Annotated in this window: 17 protein-coding genes; 7 read left to right on the forward strand and 10 right to left on the reverse strand. The window is 71.3% G+C overall.

What is annotated here, in order from left to right; translation table 11 throughout:
- Positions 1-15: 15 nt before the first annotated feature.
- The 4 genes from ACFYX3_RS05655 to panB all read right to left on the reverse strand — a co-directional run bounded on the left by ACFYX3_RS05655 (position 16) and on the right by panB (position 3,518).
- A complete protein-coding gene (locus ACFYX3_RS05655; protein ID WP_389008448.1) occupies positions 16-876 on the reverse strand; it encodes an ABC transporter permease in 861 nt (286 codons plus the stop codon).
- Positions 873-1,883: an ATP-binding cassette domain-containing protein gene (locus ACFYX3_RS05660; RefSeq protein WP_389008451.1), complete on the reverse strand. Its 1,011-nt coding sequence runs from the start codon at positions 1,881-1,883 to the stop codon at positions 873-875. The genes ACFYX3_RS05655 and ACFYX3_RS05660 overlap by 4 nt, the downstream gene beginning before the upstream one ends.
- A 102-nt stretch (positions 1,884-1,985) precedes the next feature.
- Complete coding sequence (locus ACFYX3_RS05665; RefSeq protein WP_389008454.1) at positions 1,986-2,456, reverse strand: DUF2690 domain-containing protein; 471 nt, start codon at positions 2,454-2,456, stop codon at positions 1,986-1,988.
- Between the two features lie 198 nt (positions 2,457-2,654).
- Positions 2,655-3,518 carry a 3-methyl-2-oxobutanoate hydroxymethyltransferase gene (gene panB, locus ACFYX3_RS05670; protein WP_116161319.1) on the reverse strand — a complete coding sequence of 288 codons (864 nt, stop codon included), beginning with the start codon at positions 3,516-3,518 and terminating at the stop codon, positions 2,655-2,657.
- 189 nt (positions 3,519-3,707) lie between these two features.
- Here panB and ACFYX3_RS05675 point away from each other — a divergent pair, with 189 nt between their 5' ends.
- The 3 genes from ACFYX3_RS05675 (at position 3,708) to ACFYX3_RS05685 (ending at position 7,326) form a co-directional block, all read left to right on the forward strand.
- Entirely contained in the window at positions 3,708-5,342 is a 1,635-nt protein-coding gene (locus ACFYX3_RS05675; protein ID WP_389008458.1) for a DHA2 family efflux MFS transporter permease subunit, read from the forward strand.
- A gap of 146 nt (positions 5,343-5,488) precedes the next feature.
- A complete protein-coding gene (locus tag ACFYX3_RS05680; protein WP_382661177.1) occupies positions 5,489-6,130 on the forward strand; it encodes a TetR/AcrR family transcriptional regulator in 642 nt (213 codons plus the stop codon).
- Positions 6,131-6,303: 173 nt separating this feature from the next.
- The gene (locus ACFYX3_RS05685; protein WP_382661176.1) at positions 6,304-7,326 is read left to right on the forward strand and encodes an endonuclease/exonuclease/phosphatase family protein; all 1,023 of its coding nucleotides are present in this window, start codon (positions 6,304-6,306) and stop codon (positions 7,324-7,326) included.
- 12 nt (positions 7,327-7,338) lie between these two features.
- Here ACFYX3_RS05685 and ACFYX3_RS05690 read toward each other — a convergent pair whose 3' ends face one another.
- A complete protein-coding gene (locus ACFYX3_RS05690; protein WP_389008463.1) occupies positions 7,339-9,099 on the reverse strand; it encodes an NAD+ synthase in 1,761 nt (586 codons plus the stop codon).
- Between the two features lie 103 nt (positions 9,100-9,202).
- On the opposite strand from ACFYX3_RS05690, the gene ACFYX3_RS05695 reads away from it, so the two are divergent.
- A complete protein-coding gene (locus ACFYX3_RS05695; protein ID WP_389008466.1) occupies positions 9,203-10,681 on the forward strand; it encodes an APC family permease in 1,479 nt (492 codons plus the stop codon).
- Positions 10,682-10,747: 66 nt separating this feature from the next.
- Here ACFYX3_RS05695 and ACFYX3_RS05700 read toward each other — a convergent pair whose 3' ends face one another.
- The 4 genes from ACFYX3_RS05700 to ACFYX3_RS05715 form a co-directional block, all read right to left on the reverse strand.
- Positions 10,748-11,167: a CBS domain-containing protein gene (locus ACFYX3_RS05700; RefSeq protein WP_382661174.1), complete on the reverse strand. Its 420-nt coding sequence runs from the start codon at positions 11,165-11,167 to the stop codon at positions 10,748-10,750.
- A gap of 123 nt (positions 11,168-11,290) precedes the next feature.
- Positions 11,291-11,920: a DUF305 domain-containing protein gene (locus ACFYX3_RS05705; protein ID WP_389008469.1), complete on the reverse strand. Its 630-nt coding sequence runs from the start codon at positions 11,918-11,920 to the stop codon at positions 11,291-11,293.
- Positions 11,917-12,594, reverse strand: coding sequence for a DUF3105 domain-containing protein (locus tag ACFYX3_RS05710; protein ID WP_389008472.1), 678 nt, complete (start codon positions 12,592-12,594; stop codon positions 11,917-11,919). Before ACFYX3_RS05710 ends, ACFYX3_RS05705 begins: the two co-directional genes overlap by 4 nt.
- A gap of 90 nt (positions 12,595-12,684) precedes the next feature.
- Positions 12,685-13,020 (reverse strand): hypothetical protein, encoded by a 336-nt coding sequence (locus ACFYX3_RS05715; RefSeq protein WP_389008475.1) that lies wholly within the window; start codon positions 13,018-13,020, stop codon positions 12,685-12,687.
- Between the two features lie 293 nt (positions 13,021-13,313).
- Here ACFYX3_RS05715 and ACFYX3_RS05720 point away from each other — a divergent pair, with 293 nt between their 5' ends.
- The 3 genes from ACFYX3_RS05720 to ACFYX3_RS05730 all read left to right on the forward strand — a co-directional run bounded on the left by ACFYX3_RS05720 (position 13,314) and on the right by ACFYX3_RS05730 (position 16,385).
- Positions 13,314-14,675, forward strand: a complete 1,362-nt coding sequence (locus ACFYX3_RS05720; protein WP_041128921.1) for a glutamine synthetase family protein — start codon at positions 13,314-13,316, stop codon at positions 14,673-14,675.
- Between the two features lie 494 nt (positions 14,676-15,169).
- Positions 15,170-15,658, forward strand: a complete 489-nt coding sequence (locus tag ACFYX3_RS05725; protein ID WP_389008479.1) for a GNAT family N-acetyltransferase — start codon at positions 15,170-15,172, stop codon at positions 15,656-15,658.
- A gap of 37 nt (positions 15,659-15,695) precedes the next feature.
- Positions 15,696-16,385 (forward strand): histone deacetylase, encoded by a 690-nt coding sequence (locus ACFYX3_RS05730; protein ID WP_389008482.1) that lies wholly within the window; start codon positions 15,696-15,698, stop codon positions 16,383-16,385.
- On the opposite strand, the gene ACFYX3_RS05735 is transcribed toward ACFYX3_RS05730, so the two are convergent.
- Positions 16,312-16,743 (reverse strand): VOC family protein, encoded by a 432-nt coding sequence (locus tag ACFYX3_RS05735; RefSeq protein WP_382661166.1) that lies wholly within the window; start codon positions 16,741-16,743, stop codon positions 16,312-16,314. The two genes, ACFYX3_RS05730 and ACFYX3_RS05735, sit on opposite strands and share 74 nt — an antisense overlap.
- Between the last annotated feature and the right edge of the window lie 24 nt (positions 16,744-16,767).

Genomic DNA, 16,767 nt, shown 5'->3' on the forward strand with positions numbered 1-16,767 from the left:
TCCCCCGGTCGGGACTCAGGTCTTCTTGCGGAACTTGGCGACCGCGAGCGGCGCCGTCACGACGGTGATGAGCGCCGCCCAGCCGAGGGTCATCCACACCGAGTGGGCGACCGGGCCGCCGTTGATCAGGTGGCGGGCCGCGTCGGCGAGGTTGGACAGCGGGTTGTAGTCGGTGAAGGTCTGCAGCCAGCCGGGCATCGTCGTCGGCGGGGCGAAGATCGAGGAGCCGAACTGCAGCGGCATCAGGACGAGCATGGCCATGCCCTGGACGGCCTGGGCCGTCTTCATGGTGAGGCCCAGCAGGATGAAGATCCACATCAGGGCGGCGCCGAAGACCATCGACAGGCCGATGGCGGCGAACAGGTGCAGGACCGAGGTGTGGATCGTCAGGCCGAGCAGGAAGCCCATGCCGAGCAGGATCGCGGTGGCGATGAGCATCCGGCCCACCTCGACGACGATCTTCGCGATGAGGACCGAGGACCGGGCGATCGGCATGGTCCGGAACCGGTCCATGACGCCCTTCTTGAAGTCGTCGTTGATGCCGGTGCCGACACCCATCGCGATGTTCATGCCCATCATGGCCATCAGGCCGGGCGTCACGTAGTTGACGTAGACGTCGTTGTGGCCCTTGCCGGCGATGGCGCCGCCGAAGACGTACACGAACAGCAGGATGAAGATGATCGGCATCAGGACGGCGTCGAACATCGACTCCGGGTCCTGCTTGATCTGGAGGGCGTTGCGCCGGGCCAGGGCGCCGATGTGGCGCAGGTTGGCCCGCAGGCCGATCCGGCCCTCCGCGACGGGCGCGGTGCGCGCGGCGGCCGGGCGGGAACCGCCGGTCTGCGCGGGGGACTTGGTGACAGTGGTCGTGCTCACGCGGCGACCTCCTCGGTGATCGCGTCGGAAAGTTCGGCGTCGGCGGTCTTCTGGCCGGTGATCGCGAGGAACACCTCGTCCAGGCTGGGCAGATGGGTGCCGATGTGGGCGATGCCGAAGCCGCGCGCGCCGAGCAGGGCCACGACGGCCGTCAGCTGCTCGTCGGTGAGGATCGGCACGTACAGCACGCCCTCGTCGGGCACGACGGTCGAGCCGGCGACCCCGTCGAGGCCGGTCTCGCGGAGCGCGGCCGCCATGGCGGGCAGCTGGCCGGGGTCCACGGGGCGGACCTTCAGGGTCCGGCCGCCGACCTTGGCCTTCAGCTCGTCGACGCCGCCCTTGGCGATGACCTTGCCCTTGTCGATGACGGTCAGCTCGCTCGCGAGCTGCTCCGCCTCCTCCATGTACTGGGTGGTGAGCAGGACGGTCGCGCCCTCGGAGACCATGCGCTGCACCTCGTCCCACACCTCGTTGCGGGTGCGCGGGTCGAGGCCGGTGGTCGGCTCGTCCAGGTAGAGGACGGCGGGCTGCCCGATCATCGAGGCGGCGAGATCGAGGCGGCGCCGCATGCCGCCGGAGTAGTTCATGGCCGGACGCTTGGCGGCGTCGGTGAGGGAGAAGCGCTCCAGCATCTCGTCGGCGCGGGCGCGGGAGTCCTTGCGGGAGAGGTCGAGCAGCCGCCCGATCATGTACAGGTTCTCCCAGCCGGACAGCTTCTCGTCGACCGAGGCGTACTGGCCGGTGAGGCCGATGGTGCGGCGCAGCTGGCGGGGGTGCTTCACCACGTCGTAGCCGGCGACGGTGGCGGTCCCGGCGTCCGGGACGAGGAGGGTGGAAAGGCAGCGGACGAGGGTGGTCTTCCCGGCGCCGTTGGGCCCGAGGACCCCGAGGACGGTGCCCTCGCGGACGTCCAGGTCGACCCCGTCGAGGGCCTTCGTCGCGCCGAAGTGCTTCACGAGGCCCCGGACCTCGACGGCGTTGGTGTGTGATCGCGTCATGTCCACCATGGAACAGGGCGCCACCGACAAGCCCCCGACAGACGACCGACAGCCCCGCCGACACCGGTCGGCGGGGCTGTCGGTCACCTGTCGACGGCGAGGGGGGAGCCGTCAGTAGGCGGAGGTGTTGCTCCACAGGGAGCTGACGGTGTTCGAGCTGTTGGCGCCCACGCCCTCGGCGAACGAGGTGTACCCGGCGTCGTTCAGCATCGGGGTGTAGCAGTAGTACTGGCCGAGGCCCGAGTCCCAGAGGACGCCGCTGATGCAGTGGCCGGAGTAGGTGTTGGTCTCCTGGCGGAAGGTCGACCCGTCCACGTGGGAGCCGTCGGAGTAGACGCGGGCCCAGACGGTGCGGCAGGACGGGCTGTAGCGGAGCTGGACGGTGCCGACCCGGGGGCCGCCGTTCTGCGCGTACAGGCCGGTGGACTTGGCGGTGTAGGCGTCGGAGGCGCAGCTGGTGCCGGCCGGGTTCTGGAAGTCGTAGCCGGAGCCGGCCTGGGCGCTGCCGGAGAATCCGGTGGCGAGTGCGATGCCGGCGGCGGCGGTGACGGCGGCGCGCTTGACGGTGGGGGAGAGGCGCAAGACTTCCTCCGGTGGAGTGGGCGTGGTGTGCGGTGGTGACCGTTCCACACGCCGGATCCGCCGGACAACGGTGTTCCTGTCCCCGTTCGTCCCGGGACGGGCGCGGTACGGACGGGGACGGACCGGGACGGTGCCCGGCCATGACCGACAGCCCGCCGATGGGGGATGTCGGCGGGCTGTCGGGTGGAACCGCTGTGGCTAGTGGAAGGTGTGCTCCTCGGCGGGGAACGCCCCGCCGTTGACGTCCTCGGCGAAGGCGCGGGCGGCGTCGCCGAGCGTCTCGCGGAGGTTGGCGTACTGCTTGGTGAAGCGCGGCACCTTGCCGCCGGTCAGGCCGGCCATGTCGGTCCAGACGAGGACCTGCGCGTCGGTGCCGGCCCCGGCACCGATGCCGATGGTCGGGATGTGCAGCGAGCGGGTGACCTCGGCGGCCAGCTCGGCCGGTACGAGCTCCAGGACGACGGCGAAGGCGCCCGCGTCCTGCGCCGCCTTGGCGTCGCTGAGCAGCCGGTGGGCGGCCTCGTCGGAGCGGCCCTGCACCCGGTAGCCCATGGTGTTGACGGACTGCGGGGTGAGCCCCAGGTGGGACATGACGGGGATGCCGGCCTGGACGAGCAGCTCGGTCTGCGGCAGCGAGCGCTCGCCGCCCTCCAGCTTGATCGCGCCGACGCCCGCGTCCTTGACGAGCCGGGTGGCGTTGCGCAGGGCCTGGACGGGCCCTTCCTGGTACGAGCCGAACGGGAGGTCGCCGACGACGAGGGCGCGCTTGGTGCCCCGGACGACGGCGGCGGACAGGAAGGTCATCTCGTCCATCGTGACGGGCACGGTGGTCTCGTAGCCGAGGTGACAGTTGCCCATCGAGTCGCCGACGAGGATCACCGGGATGCCGGCCTCGTCGAAGACCGACGCGGTCATCGCGTCGTAGGCGGTGAGCATGGGCCACTTCTCGCCGCGGACCTTGGCGGCGGCGATGTCGTGGACGGTGATGCGGCGCGTGCCCTTGCCGCCGTACAGCGTCTTGCCGCTGTCGGCGGGCGGTTTCTGGGCAGCCTGAAGCGTCATGGTGAACGGCTCCTCTTGTCATCTCGAGGCGCCCTGTGGCGTCCCCGGACCACGTCCATGGTGGCACTTCGCCGGGCGGGCGGGGAAGTGGGCCGGAGTGGCGCTGTTCACACGGCGGCAACGTAAAGACTTCCCCCCGTCTTTCGATACGAGACGGTCTCGTATCGAAATTGCCCTAGGGTGGTGCTCATGTCACAGCCGTCCACCGCACCCGCCATGCCCGCCGGGCCCCGAGTCCCCGAGGCCGTCCACCGGCGTCGCTGGGCCGTCCTCGGCGTCCTCATGCTCAGCCTGCTGATCGTCGTCCTCGACAACTCCATCCTGAACGTCGCGGTCAAGACGATCGCCGCGCCCGCGCCCACGGGCATCGGAGCCACCCAGAGCGAGCTGGAGTGGTCCATCAACTCCTACACGCTCGTCTTCGCCGGACTCCTCTTCACCTCGGGCCTCCTCGGCGACCGCCTCGGCCGCAAGAAGGTGCTCCTCTTCGGCATCACCGTCTTCGGCATCGGCTCCGCCCTCGCCGCGCTCTCCGGCTCCCCGGGCGAGCTCATCGCCTACCGGGCCGTCATGGGCCTCGGCGCCGCGTTCGTCATGCCCGCGACGCTCGCCGTCCTCATGAACGTCTTCGAGCGCGACGAGCAGCCCAAGGCCATCGGCATCTGGGCCGGCAGCGTCGGCCTCGCCATCGCGATCGGCCCCATCACCGGCGGCATCCTCCTCGAGCACTTCTGGTGGGGATCGATCTTCCTCGTCAACGTGCCCGTGGTGATCCTCGCCCTCGCCCTGATGCTGTGGCTCGTGCCCGACTCCCGGGACCCCAGGCCCGGCCGCATCGACATACCCGGCGTGCTGCTCTCCGTCGTCGGACTCGTCCTCCTCGTGTACGGGATCATCCGCGGCGGCGAGCTGGCGAGCTTCACCGACGTCACCGTCCTCGCGCCCGTCCTCGGCGGCGTCGCGGTCCTCGCCGTCTTCGTCCTCCACGAGCGGCGCAGCGACCACCCGGCGATCGACATGTCGTACTTCAGGAAGCCCGCGTTCTCGGCGGCCGTCGCCGCGATCGCGCTCGTCTTCTTCGCCCTCATGGGCGTGACCTTCTTCTCCGCCTTCTACCTGCAGAGCGTCCGCGGCTACACCGCGCTGGAGTCCGGACTGCTCATCCTGCCGCTCGCCGTCGCGCAGATGGTCTTCGCGCCCCGGGCCCGGCTCGTCGTCGAGCGCTTCGGCGCGCGGGCCGTCTGCACCGCCGGCATGGTGCTCGTCGCCCTCGGCCTCGCGGCCTTCGCCCTCTTCGACGCCACGACGCCGGTCTGGGCACTGGAGGTCGTCTTCTTCCTCCAGGGCGCGGGCATGGCGCACATCATGCCGCCCGTCACGGTCTCGATCATGCAGGCGCTGCCCCGCGAGAAGGCGGGCTCCGGCTCCGCCATCAACAACACCTTCCGGCAGGTCGGCGGCGCGCTGGGCGTCGCGGTCCTCGGCTCGGTGCTGTCCTCCACGTACCGCGGCGAGATCGAGGGCCACCTCGGCGGCGTCCCGGCGGCCCTGCGCGACACGGCGGGCGAATCCATCGAGGCGACGCTCGCGATCGCGTCGAAACTCGGCCCGTCGGGCAAGGACCTCGTCGCTCCCGCGTACACCGCCTTCCTGGACGCGATGCACGTGACGGCCCTCGCCTCGGCGGCGATCGGCCTGGCGGGCGCGGTGGTGGTGGCGGTGTTCCTCCCGGGCCGGGGCGCGGATGAGCCCACGACCCCGGGCCAGGCCTCGGTCCCGGGCCCGGCCACCGACCAGACCCAGGCCCCGACCCCGGCCGGCTGATCCCGGCCCCGGCAGGTCGGGCTCCGGGGCGGTGCCCCGCTCTCCCCGTGCGGGCGATCGCCCCAGCGGAACGATTGCCCACGACGGGGTGGGTGCGGGAGAGAATCAGGGGGCGACAGGCAGTACCCGGACGAGACGGAGCGCACGTGTCCCTGCAAGGCGGGATCCCCGAAGCCCACGACGACGGGCCCGCCCCGCCGGAGGCGGTCCGGCGGGGGCGGCCGCGGTCCGAGGCCGTGGAGCAGGCCATCTTCGACGCGGTCGGCGGACTCCTGGAGGAGGGCGTCCCGCTCGCCGAGCTGTCCATCGAGCGGATCGCCCGCACCGCCGGCGTCGGCAAGGCCACCATCTACCGCCGCTGGCCCGGCAAGGAGGAGCTCTTCGTGGAGCTGCTCCGCTCCGTGGAGCCCCCGGAACCGGTGCTGACCGGCACCTCGGTCCGCGACGACCTCGTCATGCTCCTGGAGATGCTGCGCCAGCGCGGCCTCGCCAAGCGGTCCTCCGCCCTGCTCCACAGCGTGTTCTCGCAGATGCAGGCCTATCCCAAGCTGTGGGACGCCTACCAGAGCACCGTCATCGAACCCCGCCGCCGCATGGGCCTGGACACGGTGCGGCGCGGCATGGAGCTGGGGGAGATCCGCGACGACCTCGACGTCGAGTTCGTCAACGACCTCTTCACCGGCCCCCTGCTCCTCCGTACCGTCATCCGGCCCGGCGCCACCCTGGAGCCCGACCTCGCCGAGCGCGTCGTCGACGCCGTCATGGAGGGCCTGCGCCCCCGCGGCTGAGACCTGCACGAATGTGCGCGTTCTGTCACAGCCTGCCCGCCCGCGCCACCTGCAGGAACCCGCCACGCACCGGTGTCGTCCCTGGGTGAGTACGACGGACCCGTCATCGCCTAGTGTCGACGTCGGGGTCACGGAGCGGGACGGCACGGCAGCAAGGCAGTGAGGACAGTGCGATGGCGCGGGTGGACATGACGGAGACCGAGAACGGCGGCGCGGGGAGCGGGCGCCCCCGGTCCCGGTTCCGGACCGCGCTCGACGGGCTCCGCCACGACCGGGGGATCTGGCGCCGGGGCATCCTCCTCGCGGTCACCGCCGTCGCGCTGACGCTGCTCATGGTGTTCCACTCCGACATCCCCAACCGGATCGGCAACCTGGGCAGCCTCACCGAGACCTTCCTGCCCTGGCTCGGCCTGTTCGTGCCGCTGCTCCTGGTGCTCGCCCTGGTGCGCCGGTCCGCCACCGCGCTGATCGCCCTGCTGCTGCCGGCCCTGGTGTGGCTCAACCTCTTCGGCGGTCTCGTCGCCGACAAGTCGGCCCCCGGCGGCGACCTGACCGTCGCCACGCACAACGTGAACGCCGAGAACGCCGACCCCGAGGGCACGGCCCGTGCGCTCGCCGCCTCCGGCGCCGACGTGCTCGCCCTGGAGGAGCTGAAGGGCGACATGGTCCCGGTCTACGAGAAGGGCCTCGCCGAGGCCTACCCGTACCACTCCGTCCAGGGCACCGTCGGGCTCTGGAGCAAGCTGCCGCTGCGCGCCGCGCAGCCCGTCGACATCCGCCTGGGCTGGACCCGCGCCATGCGCGCCTCGGTCGTCACCCCGAAGGGCGAGGTGGCGGTGTACGTCGCCCACCTGCCGTCCGTACGGGTCAAGCTGAACGCAGGCTTCACCGCCAACCAGCGCGACACCAGCGCCAACGCGCTCGGCGAGGCCATCTCCAAGGACCGGCACGAGCGGATCGTCCTTCTCGGCGACCTCAACGGCACCATGAACGACCGCGCCCTGAACGCCGTCACCTCGCAGCTGCGCTCCACCCAGGGCGCGGCGGGCGACGGCTTCGGCTTCAGCTGGCCGGCCTCGTTCCCGATGGCCCGCATCGACCAGATCATGGTCAAGGGCGTGGAGCCGATGTCCTCCTGGGCGCTGCCGCAGACGGCGAGCGACCATCTGCCGCTCGCCGCCCGGGTGAAGCTCTGACCTTCCCGGCGGTCAGCCGGCCGGCGCCTCCCGCCAGCGGTTCGTGATCGGCAGCCGCCGGTCCTTGCCGAAGCCCTTCGCGGAGATCTTGGTGCCCGGCGGGTACTGGCGCCGCTTGTACTCCGCCGTGTCCACCATCCGCAGCGTCCGGGTCACGAGCTCCTCGTCGAACCCGGCCGCCACGATGGCGTCCCGGCCCTGGTCCTGGTCCACGTACAGTGCGAGGACCGCGTCGAGGACGTCGTAGTCCGGCAGCGAGTCCGTGTCGACCTGGCCCGGGCGCAGCTCGGCACTGGGCGGCTTGGTGATCGAGGCCTCGGGGATCGGCGGGGTCTGGCCGCGTTCCTCGGCCGCCCGGTTGCGCCAGCGGGCGAGCCGGAACACGGTCGACTTGTAGACGTCCTTGATGGGCCCGAACGCGCCGACGGAGTCGCCGTACAACGTCGAATAGCCCACCGCGAGCTCCGACTTGTTGCCGGGAGCGAGGACGATGTGCCCCTCCTGGTTGGAGAGCGCCATCAGCATCGTGCCGCGCAGCCGCGACTGGAGGTTCTCCTCGGCGAGGCCGGTGAGCCCGAGCGCACCCATGTACGCGTCGAACATCGGCTCGATCGACACGGTGCGGAAGTGCAGCCCGGTGCGGCGGGCCAGTTCGGCGGCGTCGCCGCGCGAGTGGTCGGAGGAGTACTTCGAGGGCATCGACACCCCGTACACCTGGTCCGCGCCGAGCGCGTCGCAGGCGATCGCGGCGACGAGCGCCGAGTCGATGCCGCCGGAGAGCCCGACCAGTACCGAGCGGAAACCGTTCTTCGCGACGTACGCCCGCAGGCCGATCACGAGCGCCGAGTAGATCTCCTCGTCGTCGTCGAGCCGGTGCGCGTAACCGCCCGTGAGCTCCGGCTCGTACGCGGGCAGCGGCTCCTCCGACAGCACCACCCGGTCGATCCGCAGCCCGTCGTCGACCAGGCCCTCGGGCGCGTCCGCCGAGGCCGCCGGCAGCTCCAGGTCGAGGATCACGCTGCCCTCCACGAACTGCGGGGCGCGCGCGATCACTTCGCCGGCCGCGTCCACGACGATCGAGTCGCCGTCGAAGACCAGCTCGTCCTGACCGCCCGTCATCGCCAGGTACGCGGTGACGCATCCGGCCTCCTGGGCCCGCTTGCGGACCAGTTCGAGCCGGGTGTCGTCCTTGTTCCGCTCGTACGGCGAGGCGTTGACCGAGAGCAGCAGGCCCGCCCCGGCGCTGCGCGTCGCCGGGACCCTGCCGCCCTCCTGCCACAGGTCCTCGCAGATCGCCAGGGCCACGTCGACGCCGTGGACGCGGACGACCGGGAGGGTGTCGCCCTGCACGAAGTAGCGGTACTCGTCGAAGACGCCGTAGTTCGGCAGGTGGTGCTTGGCGAAGCGCAGCACCACCTCGCCGCCGTACAGCACGGCGGCGGCGTTCTCCGGCGATCCGGCCGGCCGACCGAGTCGCGGCTCGGCCCGATCGGAGCGGTCGAGGTAGCCGACGACGACCGGCAGCTCCCCGAACCCCTCGTCCGCGAGGCGCCGGGCGAGCCCGTACAGGGCCGTCCGGGACGCCTCGACGAAGGAGGAGCGCAGCGCGAGGTCCTCGACGGGATATCCGGTCAGCGCCATCTCGGGGAACGCGACGAGATGCGCGCCCTGCCCGGCGGCGTGCCGGGTCCAGTGCACGATCGCCTCGGCGTTCCCGGCGATGTCTCCGACGGTCGAGTCGATCTGATTCAGGGCGAGGCGTAGTTGAGGCACCCGCCCAGTGTAATCGTCAGACCGACGCTATGTCCTGGGATACGGGGCACGCGTCACGCCTCGCCGACATGCGGGCCCGCCACGCCCCGCCGATCATGACCCCATGACGACCACTGACGAACCGGCAGAGTCGGAACGGCCCGCCGCGACCGGCACGGCGGTCGCGCAGGACGACGGGACCAAGAGGCAGTTCATCTCGTGGCTGACGCTCGCCTTCATGACCACGGCGTCCGTCGCCTCCCTGCGCCCCGCGCCGACCATGGCCATCTACGGACTGGCCGCGATCTTCCTCTACCTCCTCCCCGCCATCGTCTTCCTCCTCCCCACCGCCCTCGTCGGAGCCGAACTCGCCTCCGGCTGGTCCGGCGGCATCTACCGCTGGGTGAGCGAGGCCCTCGGCAAGCCCCTCGGCTTCCTCGCCGTCTGGTGCCAGTTCGCCATGACCATCGCGTACTACCCGAGCCTGCTCGCCTACGTCGCCTCGACCTTCGCGTACGTCATCGACCCCTCGCTCGCCGAGAACGGCCTCTACGTCGCGATCGTCATCGTCACCGTCTACTGGTCCGGCGTCTGGATCTCCTCGCGCGGCACCAAGGCCATCGCCGGACTCTCCTCCTTCGGCCTCATCGTCGGCACCCTCGTCCCCGGCGTGCTGCTCGTCGTCCTCGGCCTGGTCTTCCTCGGCCAGGGCAACCCCTCCGCCCAGCCCATGGGCGCCGGCCACTGGCTCCCGCCCTGGACCGGCCTCGCGAGCCTGGTCCTCATCGTCAACAACTTCCTGTCCTACGCGGGCATGGAGATGAACGGCGTCCACGTCTCCTCGCTGCGCGAGCCCAAGCGCGAGTACCCGAGGTCGATGTTCCTGGCGACCGGCCTCGTCCTGCTGATCTTCATCCTTCCGGCCCTCGCCATCGCCTGGGTCATGCCGTCCGACCAGCTCAGCCTCACCGCCGGCCTCATGCAGGCCTTCGAGGCCTTCTTCGAGCACTTCTCCATCGGCTGGATGACCAGGGTCGTCGGCGTCATGCTGGTCTGCGCCGCCCTAGGCGGCATGCTCACCTGGCTCTCCGGACCCGCCAAGGGCCTCGTCCTGCTCTCCCGGCAGGAGGGCTACCTCCCGCCCGCCTTCCAGAAGTTCAACAAGGCCGGCTCCCCGACGAGCATCATGGTCGCCCAGGGCGTCGTCACCACCCTGATCGGCGTCCTCTACGCCTTCAGCGACAGCGTCTCCAGCTCGTACTGGATGTTCTCCGTCATCACCGTGCAGATCTACCTGATCGCGTACCTGCTGATGTTCGTCGCCGTCGTCAGGCTCCGCCGCACCCAGCCCGAGGTGGAGCGCGGCTTCCGCGTCCCCGCCGTCACCTGGGTCGCCGTCGTCGGCTTCGTCGCCTCCGTCGCCGCCCTCGTCATCGGCTTCGTCCCGCCCGACCAGTTCGACGGCCAGCCGCTCTGGCGCTACCTCCTGATCGTCGGCGGCGGCCTGCTGCTCCTCGGCGTCGCGATCCCGGCCGCGCTCCTCAAGTACCGCAAGCCCAGCTGGGTCCACCCCGACCACCGGGAACCCACGGCCACGCCCTGACGCACGAGGGCCCGGCGGCCCACTGCGGGGCCGCCGGGCCACAGGGTCGTGCGGTGGGGAAAGGAGTCAGGACGCCGCGTAGACGCTCTCGCAGAACGCCTTGAGCTGATCGTCCGTGAGGTGCTGTGCCAGGTCGGCCTCGCTGATCATGCCGACGAGCCGCTTGTTCTCGATGACCGGCAGCCGCCGGATCTGGTGGCTCTGCATCTCCTCCAGGACGGCGCCCACGTCCGCGTCCGACTCGATCCAGCGCGGGGTGCCCTTCGCCATCTCGCCGCAGGTGATCTTCGACGGGTCGTGGCCCATGGCCACACAGCCGACGACGATGTCACGGTCCGTGATGATGCCGGTCAGGCGTTCGTTCTGGTCGGCGATGGGCAGTGCGCCCACGTTCAGGTCGCGCATCATCTGCGCGGCACGGTCGAGCGTCTCGTGTGCCGGGATCCACTGGGCCCCGGAATGCATGATGTCCTTCGCCGTGGTCATGGGGTGCGTACCTTTCGTCGAACGTGTCGTACGAATCCCCGAGCCCACCCATTGTCGGCGGACGGCCCGGCCCCCGCGACCGCAGCGGGTCACGGGGGCCGGGGCCGGTCACGGACGGGGGCGTCAGGCCCCGCGCTTCTTCAGCATGTCCGCCATCAGCGCGATCTCGGACGTCTGCGCGTCGACCATGCCCTGCGCGAGGTTCCGCTCGATGTCCACGGAGCACTTCTCCACACAGCCCTGGGCCATGTGGACCCCGCCCTTGTGGTGCGCGGTCATGAGCTTCAGGTACAGGACCTCGGCGTCCCGGCCACTGGCCCGGCGCAGCTCGTCCAGCTGCTCGTTGGTCGCCATGCCCGGCATCAGGGCCCCGTCCATCGGGCCCATGTCACCCATGTCGCCCATGCCCATCCAGGCCATCGGCTCGACCCCGGACACGTTCTTCGGCAGCCCCCACAGGTCCAGCCAGCCGAGCATCATGCCCCGCTGGTTGGCCTGCGTGTTGGCGATGTCGTACGCGAGCCGGCGGACCTCCTCGTCCTTCGTCCGGTCCCGGACGATGAACGACATCTCGACGGCCTGCTGGTGGTGGACGGCCATGTCCCGGGCGAAGCCGGCGTCCGCGGACGAGGAGACCGGGGTGGCCGGGGCCTCGTCGCGGTCCGCGGAGGCGACGGTGACCGCGCCCCCGGCGAAGAGCAGCGCCAGGACGACGGCCGTGACCGCCGCCCCCTGCGTACGGTTCAGCTTCACCGGCCCATCCCCGCACCGCCCTGACCGCTGGCGTCGAGGCCGCCCGTGCAGGCCGCGCCCGGCTCCGGGGTCTGCGGACCCTGGACGTACTTCGTGAAGAAGGCGTCGACGCGCGGGTCGTCCGCGTTGTCCACGGTCACCTGCTTGCCCCAGGCGGACAGCATGATCGCCCCGGCCTGGTCGTCCATGGGGCTCATCAGCGAGTACTTGGTCTTGCCGACCTTGTCGGCGAGCTTCTTCACGTCGGCCTGGGAGGCCTGCTTGTTGTACGTCACCCAGACGGCCCCGTGCTCCAGGGAGTGCACGGCGTTCACGTCGGCGATCTTCTTGTCGTAGACCACGCCGTCGCAGTTCATCCAGACCGGGTTGTGGTCGCCGCCGACCGGCGGCTTCATGTCGTACTTGACGGCCGTCTGGACGTGGTTGCGGCCCAGCTTCTTCGGGTCCCAGCTCTTCTCGGCCGCGATCGGGGCCTTGGCGGCGGAGTCCTTCTTGTCCTGCTCCTCGGACTGCTTCATCAGCACGAACGTGCCGAAGCCGACGAGGCCCAGCACGACGACGGTGGAGATGCCGATGGTGAGGAAGCGGTTGCGGCGCTCGCGGGCCTGCTCGGCGCGGCGCATCTCCTCTATTCGGGCGCGGCGGTCGGCGGTGGCGGAGGTGCGCGAGGTCATGGTGAGGTCGTCCTTCTTCAGGAGTGGGGTGGAGTTCGGGGGTGGACATGCGGGGGCGGGGTCCGCCTCGGGGCGGGGCGCCCGCCGCCGCTATGTCCGGAGAACTTGAAGGACGTGCAGGTCCGGCGCGCGCGGCCGGGCGTCCGGGCGGAGCGCCGGCCCGTCACCGGAGGACGGCGCGAGACGCGGCGGCCCGCCCGCCGCGTGGAGCGGGGAATCGGGCGGGGGCGCGCTGAGCACCGCGGGGGAGAGCGAGGGGAAGAGGGAGCAGCCGCCCCGGTCGTACGGGCAGGTGTACTCACCGGTGACACCCGCGGCTCTCGGACCCTCCTGGTGGTGGGCGCCCCTGTGCTCCGGCCCCTGCGCGGTCCCCAGGCAGAGGAAGAGCGCGGCGAGGAGCGTCGCCACGGCACTCGCCAGTGCCATGGGACGCGCGTGTCGGGACGGGCGTACGAGCCGTGGGGCCCCCATGGGCGCAGATCGTAGTGGGCGAGAGGCCTCCGTGGGCCGAACGGGGTACCACCCGGTACCGGAAGACCGGAGCCGGACGGGCGAACAACCACCCCGATGCGGCCGCTCCCCCGTTACCTGAGTCACACCCGAGCAGGCAGTATGGGTGTGCAACGTGCGCGAAACCATGTGGTGGGATGCTCAGGTGCCCCCCGATGTACCGGAGGCGGTGGGAGCAGGCGGCCTGACCAGCGAGGATGGGTGTGGAAATGGACAAGCAGCAGGAATTCGTGCTCCGGACGCTCGAAGAGCGCGACATCCGCTTCGTACGTCTGTGGTTCACCGACGTGCTCGGCTTCCTGAAGTCGGTGGCCGTGGCCCCCGCCGAGCTGGAGCAGGCCTTCGACGAGGGCATCGGCTTCGACGGCTCCGCGATCGAGGGCTTCGCCCGCGTGTACGAGTCCGACATGATCGCCAAGCCGGACCCGGGCACCTTCCAGATCCTGCCGTGGCGCGCCGAGGCCCCGGGGACGGCCCGGATGTTCTGCGACATCCTCATGCCGGACGGCTCGCCGTCCTTCGCCGACCCGCGCTACGTCCTCAAGCGGGCCCTGGCCAAGACCTCCGACCTCGGCTTCACCTTCTACACCCACCCCGAGATCGAGTTCTTCCTCCTGAAGGACAAGCCGCTCGACGGCACCCGGCCGACCCCCGCCGACAACTCGGGCTACTTCGACCACACCCCGCAGAACGTCGGCATGGACTTCCGCCGCCAGGCCATCACCATGCTCGAATCGATGGGCATCTCGGTGGAGTTCTCCCACCACGAGGGCGCGCCCGGCCAGCAGGAGATCGACCTCCGCTACGCCGACGCACTGTCCACCGCGGACAACATCATGACCTTCCGCCTGGTCATGAAGCAGGTGGCCCTGGAGCAGGGCGTGCAGGCCACGTTCATGCCGAAGCCGTTCTCGGACTACCCCGGCTCGGGCATGCACACCCACCTCTCGCTCTTCGAGGGCGACCGGAACGCCTTCTACGAGTCGGGCGCCGAGTACCAGCTGTCGAAGGTCGGCCGCTCCTTCATCGCGGGCCTGCTGCGACACGCGGGCGAGACCTCCGCCGTCACCAACCAGTGGGTCAACTCGTACAAGCGCATCTGGGGCGGCTCCTCCCGCACGGCCGGCTCGGGCGGCGAGGCCCCCTCGTACATCTGCTGGGGCCACAACAACCGCTCCGCGCTCATCCGCGTCCCCATGTACAAGCCGGGCAAGACGGGCTCGTCGCGCGTCGAGGTCCGCTCCATCGACTCGGGCGCCAACCCGTACCTGACCTACGCGGTCCTCCTCGCCGCCGGCCTCAAGGGCATCGAGGAGGGCTACGAACTCCCGGCCGGCGCCGACGACGACGTCTGGGCGCTCTCCGACGCGGAGCGCCGCGCGATGGGCATCGAGCCGCTCCCGCAGAACCTGGGAGAGGCGATCGCCCTGATGGAGAAGAGCGAACTGGTCGCGGAGACGCTGGGCGAGCACGTCTTCGACTTCTTCCTCCGCAACAAGAAGCAGGAGTGGGAGGAGTACCGCTCCGAGGTCACCGCCTTCGAGCTGCGGAAGAACCTGCCGGTGCTGTGACGGGGGACGCTCACCGGCGGGCCCCGGTCACGGAGCTCATGCCCACGTCCGTCAACCGGGCGGCCAACACGCTGCCCGGTCTCGTGCCGGGTGCCGGCTTCCTCGTGTACGGGGCGGAGGCCGGGACCGCCGGGGAGTGGGCGGTGGCACTGGCCGCCGTCCTGGCGTGCGGGATCCTCGCCGTGCGGGGGTACCGCGCGGGGGTCCGGTGCGAGGCCGAACGACTCGTGGTCCGCGGGTTCGTACGGACGCGGGTGATACCGAGGGCGGCCGTCACCGGCGTCACCGACTTCCCGGCCGTCCGCTGGACCACGCCCGGGGGAGACGCCGGTGGACGCCGGTCACGGTCTTCGTGGAGACAACGGAGGAGAGGGAAGGGACGCGGTCGCGCAAGCGGGCCGACACGGTGCGGCTGAGGCGCTGGGCGGCACGCGGATAGCGCCCGGCCGGAAACCCGGTTGCCGGGGTCCCGGCGGGCGGTTCAGACTGCCGCGGTGAAGATCGAATCCGTCGCCACCGCGCGGCTCGTGCTGCATCCGTTGAGCCGGGACGAGGCCGAGCGCATCGTCGCCCGGGAGTCCGGGGGCGGCGACCGCTGGGGAGCGGACTACCCCGGGGACGGGGACGTCCGGGCCGCCACCGGGTTCCTGCGCGGGCTCGCCGAGCGCGGTGACCCGGGGGCGTTCCGGAACTACGAGATACGTCTCGACGGCGTCGCCGTCGGCGGCATCGGCTTCCACGGGCCGCCGGACGAGCTCGGCGTCGCGACCATCGGCTACGGGCTCGTGCCGGGGGTCCGGGGGAACGGCTACGCCTCCGAGGCGCTGCGGGCGATCCTCGAAGTGGCCAGGACGGCCGGCGTCACCGGGGTGAAGGGGGACGCCGACCTGGACAACCCGGCCTCCCACCGCGTGATGGAGGCCGCCGGAATGGCGTGCGTCGCCGAGGACGAGCAGCTCCGCCACTTCTACCGGGGTTTCTAGCGCCCGTACGGCTCCACCCGCGCTAGCGTCGGGCCTCATGCCGGAGACCGCGCCCCGCGTCTGGTACGCCGCCTACGGGTCCAACACGCACGCCGAGCGGCTGCGGTACTACCTCGACGGCGGGCGCCCGCCCGACGGGGCGCGGGAGTTCCCCGGGTGCCGGGACCGGCGGCCGCCGGAGCGGTCCGTGCCGGTCGTGCTGCCCGGCCGGGTGTACTTCGCGGCCGAATCACCCGTCTGGGGCGGAGGCCTCGCCTTCTACGACCCGGCGGCGGACGGCACCGCCTGGAGCGTCGCGCACCTGCTGACGGTCGGGCAGTTCTCGGACATCGCCGCCCAGGAGATGTACCGGGAGCCCGGCGCCGACCTCGATCTGACCGAGGCCCTCGCCACCGGCCGCAGCGCCCTCGGGGCCGGACGGTACGAGACCCTCGTGTGCCCCGGGCTCCTCGACGGGATCCCGGTGGTGACGTTCACCGCGCCCTGGCCGATGCCGGACGACGGCGGGCTCCGGGCACCCTCCGCCGCCTACCTCCGGCACCTGGCGGCCGGGCTCGCCGGCACCGGGGCCTGGCCGCACGCCGACGTCGCCGCGTATCTGGCGTCCTGCCCCGGAGCCGCCGGGCACTGGACGGCGGAGAGGGTGGCCGGCCTCAGCGCTCCGACAGCTCCGACGGGGCCTCCTGCACGACCCAGCCGTTGCCGTCCGGGTCCTGGAAGGTCATGAACGAGTTCCAGGTGCCGCCCTTGCCGTCCTCCCAGCCGCTCGCGCCGACGTGCCGCACCGGCGAGACGTCGACGCCCCGGCCCACCAGCTCCGCCCGCGCCGCCTCGATGTCCGTGACGCACAGCTGAAGGCCGTGCAGCCCGCCCGGACTCGTCTTCCCGGTGCCGGGCATCGGCGGCATGCCGCTCATCATCGCGATCGAACAGCGCGAGCCCGGCGGGGTGGCCTGGATGATCCGGGTGCCGGGCGACACCTCGTCATCCAGATCGATGCGGAACCCGCACCGCTCGCCGTAGAACTCCTTCGACCGGTCGAGATCGGTGACGGGCACGGGAACGACTTCCAGGGTCCAGTCCATGGCGCCCACGCTCCCGCACCCGCC

Origin of the sequence: Streptomyces sp. NPDC002463 (genome assembly GCF_042889835.1) — a bacterium.
GTDB lineage: Bacteria > Actinomycetota > Actinomycetes > Streptomycetales > Streptomycetaceae > Streptomyces > Streptomyces nymphaeiformis.

Coding starts and splice junctions, on each gene's coding strand:
- ACFYX3_RS05660 (WP_389008451.1), bottom strand. CDS start 1,883: ATGGTGGACATGACGCGATCACACACCAACGCCGTCGAGGTCCGGGGC.
- ACFYX3_RS05685 (WP_382661176.1), top strand. CDS start 6,304: ATGGCGCGGGTGGACATGACGGAGACCGAGAACGGCGGCGCGGGGAGC.
- ACFYX3_RS05715 (WP_389008475.1), bottom strand. CDS start 13,020: ATGGCACTGGCGAGTGCCGTGGCGACGCTCCTCGCCGCGCTCTTCCTC.
- ACFYX3_RS05695 (WP_389008466.1), top strand. CDS start 9,203: ATGACGACCACTGACGAACCGGCAGAGTCGGAACGGCCCGCCGCGACC.
- ACFYX3_RS05735 (WP_382661166.1), bottom strand. CDS start 16,743: ATGGACTGGACCCTGGAAGTCGTTCCCGTGCCCGTCACCGATCTCGAC.
- ACFYX3_RS05675 (WP_389008458.1), top strand. CDS start 3,708: ATGTCACAGCCGTCCACCGCACCCGCCATGCCCGCCGGGCCCCGAGTC.
- ACFYX3_RS05730 (WP_389008482.1), top strand. CDS start 15,696: ATGCCGGAGACCGCGCCCCGCGTCTGGTACGCCGCCTACGGGTCCAAC.
- ACFYX3_RS05700 (WP_382661174.1), bottom strand. CDS start 11,167: ATGACCACGGCGAAGGACATCATGCATTCCGGGGCCCAGTGGATCCCG.
- panB (WP_116161319.1), bottom strand. CDS start 3,518: ATGACGCTTCAGGCTGCCCAGAAACCGCCCGCCGACAGCGGCAAGACG.
- ACFYX3_RS05720 (WP_041128921.1), top strand. CDS start 13,314: ATGGACAAGCAGCAGGAATTCGTGCTCCGGACGCTCGAAGAGCGCGAC.
- ACFYX3_RS05710 (WP_389008472.1), bottom strand. CDS start 12,594: ATGACCTCGCGCACCTCCGCCACCGCCGACCGCCGCGCCCGAATAGAG.